The 279-nt window shown below is 74.9% G+C and carries 1 protein-coding gene; it reads left to right on the forward strand.

The features are described from left to right. Nucleotides 1–267 (forward strand): hypothetical protein (locus SB719_RS19715; protein WP_412159674.1); only part of this gene is annotated, 267 nt, incomplete at its 5' end. Between the last annotated feature and the right edge of the window lie 12 nt (nt 268–279).

Genomic DNA, 279 nt, shown 5'->3' on the forward strand with positions numbered 1-279 from the left:
GTGCGGACGGGGGTCGGGGAGGGCGAGAGCGCGCAGGAGAGCGACGACCGCGCTGGCGCGCGCAACGTGCAACCGTGGATCGCCTCCGCCCCCGAACAGGACTACGGCGCGGGCGAGCTCGGCATCATCCCCGCTTCGGTCGCGATCGCGCGAGCGGCCGTGCTCACCGACGCCCGCGTGATCGTGGTCTCCCCGGGAGAGCTGCCGAACGACGCCCCGGCCGCCGCTCTGCTGCGCTGGCCGGTAGGGCCGCCGCAGTCGGAGTGAAGCGGTTCCGTC

It is taken from the genome of Pantoea sp. SIMBA_079, from assembly GCF_046940275.1.
Lineage (GTDB): Bacteria > Pseudomonadota > Gammaproteobacteria > Enterobacterales > Enterobacteriaceae > Pantoea > Pantoea borealis.